Origin of the sequence: Bradyrhizobium sp. (genome assembly GCF_027451485.1) — a bacterium.
In the GTDB taxonomy this organism is placed as follows: Bacteria; Pseudomonadota; Alphaproteobacteria; order Rhizobiales; family Xanthobacteraceae; genus Bradyrhizobium.
The window spans coordinates 1-7874 of record NZ_DAIDJE010000102.1 but is presented as its reverse complement, the minus strand read 5'-3'; the positions used below and the strand labels follow the sequence as shown (position 1 = coordinate 7874).

The 7874-nt window shown below is 62.8% G+C and carries 6 protein-coding genes; 5 read left to right on the top strand and 1 reads right to left on the bottom strand.

The genetic code is table 11. The features are described 5' to 3' along the window. A partial coding sequence (locus NEZ08_RS13750) for a cation-efflux pump (RefSeq protein ID WP_298107574.1) occupies positions 1-1095 on the top strand: 1095 nt, incomplete at its 5' end. A 225-nt stretch (positions 1096-1320) separates the two neighbouring features. Next, complete coding sequence (locus NEZ08_RS13745; RefSeq protein WP_298107573.1) at positions 1321-3645, top strand: ATP-binding protein; 2325 nt, start codon at positions 1321-1323, stop codon at positions 3643-3645. 13 nt (positions 3646-3658) lie between these two features. Here the strand turns inward: NEZ08_RS13745 and NEZ08_RS13740 are convergent, their stop codons facing one another. Next, the gene (locus NEZ08_RS13740; RefSeq protein ID WP_298107577.1) at positions 3659-4549 is read right to left on the bottom strand and encodes a LysR family transcriptional regulator; all 891 of its coding nucleotides are present in this window, start codon (positions 4547-4549) and stop codon (positions 3659-3661) included. Positions 4550-4817: 268 nt separating this feature from the next. Here NEZ08_RS13740 and NEZ08_RS13735 point away from each other — a divergent pair, with 268 nt between their 5' ends. The 3 genes from NEZ08_RS13735 to NEZ08_RS13725 all read left to right on the top strand — a co-directional run. Further along, entirely contained in the window at positions 4818-5294 is a 477-nt protein-coding gene (locus NEZ08_RS13735; protein WP_298107575.1) for a formate dehydrogenase subunit gamma, read from the top strand. Then, entirely contained in the window at positions 5291-6850 is a 1560-nt protein-coding gene (locus NEZ08_RS13730) for an NADH-quinone oxidoreductase subunit NuoF (RefSeq protein WP_298107572.1), read from the top strand. Before NEZ08_RS13735 ends, NEZ08_RS13730 begins: the two co-directional genes overlap by 4 nt. 16 nt (positions 6851-6866) lie before the next feature. Then, a partial coding sequence (locus tag NEZ08_RS13725) for a 2Fe-2S iron-sulfur cluster-binding protein (protein ID WP_298107571.1) occupies positions 6867-7874 on the top strand: 1008 nt, incomplete at its 3' end.

Genomic DNA, 7874 nt, shown 5'->3' with positions numbered 1-7874 from the left:
GGCATCCTGGTCGAATCCTTCAGCCGCCTGCGCCATGGCACCTCGCCCCCGACTCTCTCGGCCGTGCCTTTCGTCGTGCTCGTCCTCGACATCGCGGTGAATCTCTGGCGCGCCCGGGCGCTGCATCGCGCCGCACATGAGACCAAGAGCCAGGCACTCGCCGCCGACGCCCTGCACTTTGCCTCCGACGTACTCGGCTCGGTTGCGGTCATCGTGGGGCTGGCGCTTTCGGCCCTCGGCTATTCATGGGGCGACGCGGCCGCGGCCGCCACGGTTGCGGTCATCATCGCGGCGCTCGGCATGCGGCTCGCCCGCTCGACGGTCGAAACCCTGACCGACCGCGCCCCCGAAGGCGCGGCCGAGCGAGCCACAGCCGCGATCCAGGGCGTTCCGGGCGTTGCCGGCGTCGACCGTCTGAGGGTGCGCCTGGTCGGCGCGACACATTTCATTGATGCCATCGTGCAAGTGCCGCGCACCTATCCGATCGACCGCGTCGACGAGATCAAGCAAAAGGCTCAACGCGCCGTTTCCGAAGCATTGGGCGACGCTGACCTGACGTTCACCGCAGTTCCGGTCGCCCTCGACAACGAAAGCGTCCGCGAGCGCATCATGGTGATCGCCCGCAATGCCGGGGTCGCGGTCCACCATGTGACGGTACATGACCTCGGCGACAAGCTCACCGTCAGCATCGACCTCGAAGTTGATGGCGAGATGACGCTGACGGCCGCCCACGACGTCACCCACGAACTCGAGCGAAACATTCGCGACGAGTTCGGCGAAGTGGTGGAAATCGATATCCATATCGAGCCGCTGGAGCCGGAACTGCCGGTGGGCGCCGACGCCGCGCCGGAACGGGTGGAGACGATCCGCGCGGCGCTCGCCGAGTTCGCAGCGCGAGGAGCCATCCACGACATCCATAATGTGCGTGTGCGCGACACTGACGCCGGCGAGATCGTCAACTTCCATTGCCGTGCGGCGCCCTCGATGAGCGTGATCAAGGTTCACGAATGCGTCGACGAAATCGAGCGCGCGCTGCGCCGCGCGTTTCCGACCGTGAAGCGCGTCATCAGCCACGCCGAACCGGCGAAGGCGTAAACGGACTTGAAATTGCCACGCGCGTTCTTGCTTCGGACTCAACTTGGCCGGCTTTTTGCGTGCTTTTCCGAGGCGAGATTCGTCGTGGACAATAATTATTTGCTTTAACGAATCGTTGACTCTCGACAGCCCCGGAAAAGTGGATTCAAATGAATCTGATTCGGGAGGCGGCGATTCTTCTCGAACGGGGTGGGTTCTGCAAAGCTTTCCGAGGGGGCAACCGGTATGGCGCGCGCACACGCGGCGAGCGCGTGCGTCCAATCCGATTCGATCAAGGGATTGGCGCAATCGATCGCGAAACCAGCCTATCACAGGCTGTTGTTAGCGGAGCCTGCGCTCCGTCGTGCAGTACCGATACTGATCATTGCGTTCCTGATCACGATTTGTCTCGGCGCCTTCGTGCAGGTGATCAACCAGACGCACGAAAAACGCGAAGCCATGAAACGGGAAATCGAGGCGGCGGCCGATTTCCTTGCCGACCGCATCGATCGCATTGCTTCGACAAAGCAGGAGCGCGGGGCTTTCGAGCGGCTTCAGCTGCTGCTGCCGGAACTGATTCCGTCCTGGGCAACGGCCCGCGGACGGCATGTCATCGTGATCGGCGCGAACCAGCGGGTTCTCGCCCGTGTTCCGATCGAGTCAGCCATCGGAGATTCCTCCAGCCTCCTCGACATCGTCAGCGCCGCGGTGCCGTCGGCCGGCTCGCGGCAAACCAGCGACGCCATCGACGTCACGCTGCCGAACGGCAGCGGCGCGCTGATGGTCCGGCGCGGCGTGAGATCGCTGTCCGGCCAGGTGGTGGTCATTCAGGAAAAGCTCGGCTCGATCTGGCGCTCGGATGCCGCATTGTCGGTGACGCTGTCCGCGACCACGGGCTTCGTCGTACTGATCCTCGGCTTCGCATTCCACTGGCAGTCCACCCGCGCCCGGGAGGGCGATCTCATCAATGACGCCGTGCGCGGGCGCATCGACACCGCGCTCAACCGCGGCCGCTGCGGCCTGTGGGACTGGGATCTTTCGCGCGGCAGGATCTTCTGGTCGCAGTCGATGTTCACCATGCTCGGGCTGGAGAACCGCAGCGACCTCCTCACTTTCGGCGAGGTCAATTCGCTGGTGAACTCGGACGACATTGATCTGTTCGAGATCGCCGACCAGCTGATCTCTGGAAAAATCAACTACATCGACCACACCTTTCGCATGCAGCACACCGACGGCCACTGGATCTGGCTGCGCGTGCGCTGCGAACTCAGCCAGGGTGCTGCGGATGCCGGGCTGCATCTGATCGGCATTGCCGTCGACATCACCGAACAGAAGAGCCTCGCGGAGAAGACCGTGGAAGCCGATTTGCGGTTGCGCGACGCGATCGAGACCATTCCCGAAGCCTTCGTGCTGTGGGACGCCAGCGACCGCCTCGTGCTCTGCAATTCGCATTTCCAGCGCCTGCACAAGCTGCCGGACTCGGCGGTCATTCCGGGCACGTCCTACGAGACCGTGATCGAGGTTGGCCGGATGCCCGAGGTGCGCACCCGCCTGCACGAGATCGCCAATCAGGCGCCGGGCGCGCGAACCTTCGAGGCACAGCTCGATGACGGCAACTGGCTGCATATCAGCGAGCGGCGGACCAAGGACGGCGGTTATGTGTCGGTCGGAACCGACATCACGCGGATCAAGGAACACGAACAGAAGCTGGTCGAAAACGATCTCCGGCTGCGGGCCACCGTCATCGACCTGAAGCGCTCGCAGAGCGAACTGGAGCGGCAGGCGATCGAACTTGCGGACCTCGCCGAAAAATATTCGAAGGAAAAAACCCGCGCCGAGGAAGCCAACCAAACCAAGTCGAAGTTCCTCGCCAATATGAGCCACGAACTTCGCACGCCGCTCAACGCCATCATCGGCTTTTCCGAAATCATGGAAAGCGGCATGTTCGGCGCGCTCGGCTCGGAGAAGTACCAGGAATATTGCCACGACATCCTCACCAGTGGGCACTACCTGCTTGAGGTGATCAATGACATTCTCGACATGTCGAAGATCGAAGCGGGCCGGATGAAGCTCGACCTGGAAGAACTCGACCTGTCGAAGACGCTCGCCGAGTCCCTGCGCGTGGTCTCGGGCCGCGCCGACGACAAGAATCTCGACCTCGATGCGGAAATCGAAGGTCCGATCTCGATCGTTGCGGACCGCCGCGCCACCAAGCAGATCATCGTCAACCTGCTCTCCAACGCCGTCAAATTCACGCCCGATGGCGGCAGGGTCGTCGTCCGCAGTCGCGAGGTCGCCGATTCGGTCGTGCTGCTGATTGCCGATACCGGGATCGGCATCCCGTCCCAGTCGCTGCGCCGGCTGGGCCGGCCATTCGAGCAGGTCGAAAGCCAGCTGACCAAGACGTATCACGGCTCGGGATTAGGGCTTGCGATTGCGCGCTCCCTCGCCGGCCTGCATGGCGGGTCGATGCGGCTGCGCTCGAAGCTCGGCAGCGGCACCGTGGTCCGGGTCACCTTGCCGAGAAAGGCTGCCGATAAAGCGGGAGAACCCACGGCCGCCGCGGCCTGATCGGATCAACCCATCACTGCAGCGACGGGGCGACTTCGCGGACGATCTGAACTAGGGCTGCAATCAACGGCGTCATGGGATCCCGCTGGGGAACCACCATCCCGATGCTGTAATCGACCACGGGATCGACGATCGGGATGCTGCGGACCTTGTCAGCCAGTCCGAGGGTTTCCGCCAGCTTCGCCGGCATGACGCTCGCCCAGCGACCGGTCTTCACATGGGTGTAGAGCACCAGCAGCGAATTCGAGGTCAGAGTCGGCGTCGCCTCAGCCCCCACCGTTTTGAGCGCGCGGTCGATGATGCGCCGGTTCTGCATGTCGGGCGTCAGCAGACACAACGGAACTTGGCCGACCTCTGTCCATGTCACCTGCTTGCGATCGCCGAACATCCCCTCCGGGGAGGTCAGCAGGCGATAACTTTCGTTGAACAGCGGAATGGTCCGGACATTGCCGATCGGTTCGTTCTCGATGTAGGTCAGGCCAGCATCGACCTCCAGATTTTCAAGCAGGCCGAGCACCTGCGCCGACGTGCACGACACCACGCGGAACCGGACGTCCGGATAACGTGCGCGGAACGGGGTCGTCAGCGAAGCGACCATGCCGAGCACGGTCGGGATTGCCGCGATCCGGATTTCGCCCGAAAGCTTGTCCTTGAGCGAATTGATTTCCTGGCGCATGGCGCGGGCATCTCCAACGATGCGCCTCGCCCAATCCAGCGTTCGCTCGCCCTCCGGCGTGAAGCCCTGGAAGCGGGAACCCCGCTGCACAAGCATCACGCCAAGTATTTCCTCCAACTGCTTGAGACTGGTCGACATCGTCGGCTGAGTGACGCCGCAGGCCTCCGCGGCCCTCCCGAAATGGCGTTCCTTGGCCAACGCCAGCAGCAGTTCAAGCTTGTCGATCAAGACGCCCCCCAACAGTTTCAAGGGTAACGCATATCATGGCCTGGGCCTCGCAAAATTGGGCCAAAAGTCCCATATCGAAAGTGGTCGCCGGCGCACAGAATGAACGCTCATAGAGGCGGCGAAACCGGCGCCCATTGAAACTCATTATCAACCAATATCATTTTTCTATCGATTGTCTTTCGCTATCGCAGCATGAGACGGCTTTATTGATTCATAGAACGATTCCGTCTTTGAATAGACAGTGATAAGATACTGAAAGAGAAGGCAGATCATGTCCGTCTACGAATCGTGGGACGCCCAGCGTGGCGCCGAAATCATCGCGGAAAACAGCCATGTCGAAGGTGCGACGCTGGTGATCCTGCACGCGCTTCAGGAGGCATTTGGTTACGTGCCGGAAGCCGCCATTCCCATGGTCGCCGAAGCGCTGAATCTGTCGCGGGCCGAGGTGCACGGCACTTTTACATTTTACCACGATTTCCGTCGCAAGCCTGCCGGTAAACACGTCCTGAAACTGTGCCGCGCAGAAGCTTGCCAGGCCGCCGGCGGAGACGCGGTGGCGGCGCGGGCGGAAGCCAAACTCGGAATCAAGCTCGGTAACACGACCGCCGACGAACGCGTCACGCTGGAGCCGATCTATTGCCTCGGGCTTTGCGCCACGGCGCCCTCCGCCATGCTCGATGGCCGTGTGATTGGAATGCTGGACGAAGCCCGCGTCGACGCACTGATCGCGGAGGCACAACAATGAGCAGCTTGCGTATCTTCATCCCGCGCGATGCGGGCGCTATTGCGGTGGGTGCCGATGAGACTGTGGCGGCACTCGAGCAAGCGGCAGCCAAGCGCAATGCGACGATCGAGATCGTCCGCACCGGCTCACGCGGGCTGTATTGGCTGGAGCCGATGGTGGAGGTCGCCACACCGAAGGGCCGCGTCGCATTCGGTCCCGTGAAGGAAGCCGATGCGGCATCCGTGCTGGATGCGATTCTGAAGGACGGCCCGCATGCGCTGCGGCAAGGCCTTACTGAAGAAATTCCTTGGCTGAAACGCCAGACCCGCCTCACCTTCGCCCGCTGCGGCATCATCGATCCGCGTTCGATCGACGACTATCGGGCCCACGACGGATATAAGGGCCTCGAGCGCGCGCTGACGCTGACCTCCGATGCGATTCTCGCTGACGTCACGACGTCTGGATTGCGGGGCCGCGGCGGCGCAGGCTTCCCCACCGGCATCAAATGGAAAACCGTGGCGCAGACCAGCGCCGGCCAGAAATACATCGTCTGTAACGCCGACGAAGGCGATAGCGGTACCTTTGCCGACCGCATGATCATGGAAGGCGATCCCTTCGTGGTGATCGAAGGCATGACCATTGCGGGCATCGCGGTGGGCGCCACCAAGGGCTACGTCTACATCCGTTCGGAATATCCGCACGCGATCGAGGCGATGAATGCTGCAATCGCGGCGGGTCGGCGCGCGGGCTATCTCGGCTCTGGCGTTTGCGGCTCAAAGCACGCCTTCGACCTCGAGGTGCGCGTCGGCGCCGGCGCCTATGTCTGCGGCGAAGAGACCTCGCTGCTGGAAAGCCTCGAAGGCCGGCGGGGTATCGTGCGCGCCAAGCCACCGTTACCTGCGCACAAGGGTCTGTTCGGCAAGCCGACGGTAATCAACAACGTGCTGTCGTTCGCCGCTATCCCCTTCATCCTCGCCGGCGGCGCCAAAGCCTACGCTGACTACGGTATGGGTCGCTCCCGCGGCACCATGCCGATCCAGCTTGCGGGCAACGTCAAGTATGGCGGCCTGTTCGAAACCGCCTTCGGCATTACGCTCGGCGAACTCATTGATAACGTCGGAGGCGGCACCCGTACCGGACGGCCCGTACGCGCGGTCCAGGTTGGCGGCCCACTCGGCGCTTACTTCCCGCGTGCGCTGTTCGATACCCCCTTTGATTATGAGGCCTTTGCCGCGCGCGACGGCCTGATCGGCCACGCCGGGGTCGTGGTGTTCGACGACACTGTCGATATGGCGAAGCAGGCGCGCTTTGCGATGGAGTTCTGCGCCATCGAGTCCTGTGGCAAGTGCACACCGTGCCGGATCGGTTCGATCCGCGGCGTCGAGACCATTGACAGGATCCGCGCCGGCGAACGCGTCGAGCAGAACCTCGCGGTCGTCGAAGACCTCTGCAACACCATGAAATTCGGCTCGCTCTGCGCGCTTGGGGGTTTTACCCCCTACCCCGTCATGAGCGCGTTGACCCACTTCCGGGAAGACTTCGGCCCGGCCCCGACCAGCCTCCAGGCTGCGGAATAGAATTAAGGAGATCGCCATGTCGCTGATCCACGAAACCGACTTCGGAACCCCGCGCTCCAAATCCGAGACCATGGTCACGCTCACCATCGATGGTCAGAGCGTTACGGTACCTGAGGGCACCTCGATCATGCGCGCCGCGATGGAGGCCGGCACCGAGATTCCAAAGCTCTGCGCCACCGATATGGTCGACGCCTTCGGCTCGTGCCGGCTCTGTCTGGTCGAGATCGAAGGCCGCGCCGGCACGCCTGCTTCCTGCACCACGCCGGTGATGCCGGGCCTCGTGGTCCACACCCAGACCGAACGGCTGAAGAAGCTGCGCAAAGGTGTGATGGAGCTCTACATCTCAGACCATCCGCTCGATTGCCTCACCTGTGCGGCCAACGGCGATTGCGAATTGCAGGACATGGCGGGCGCGGTTGGCCTGCGCGACGTGCGCTACGGCTATGACGGCGAGAATCACGTCTTCGCCAAGACCAACGGCCAAGCCAACCCTGCCTGGCTGCCCATCGACGAGTCGAATCCGTACTTCTCCTATGAGCCCTCCAAGTGCATCGTCTGCTCGCGTTGCGTTCGCGCCTGCGAAGAAGTTCAAGGCACCTTTGCGCTCACGATCTCAGGCCGCGGCTTCGACAGCCGCGTCTCGGCCGGCATGAACGAAAGCTTCCTTGGGTCGGAATGCGTGTCCTGCGGCGCCTGCGTGCAGGCCTGCCCGACCGCGACGCTGACCGAAAAGTCCGTGATCGAGATCGGGCAGCCCGAACACTCGGTGATCACGACCTGCGCCTATTGCGGCGTCGGCTGCTCGTTCAAAGCCGAAATGCGCGGCGAGGAAGTCATCCGCATGGTGCCGTACAAGGACGGCAAGGCCAACCGCGGGCACTCATGCGTCAAGGGCCGCTTCGCCTACGGCTACGCGACCCACAAGGAGCGCATCCTCAAGCCGATGATCCGCGAAAGCATCAACGATCCCTGGCGCGAAGTCTCCTGGGACGAGGCGTTAGGCTTCGCGGCCGCCAAGTTCAAA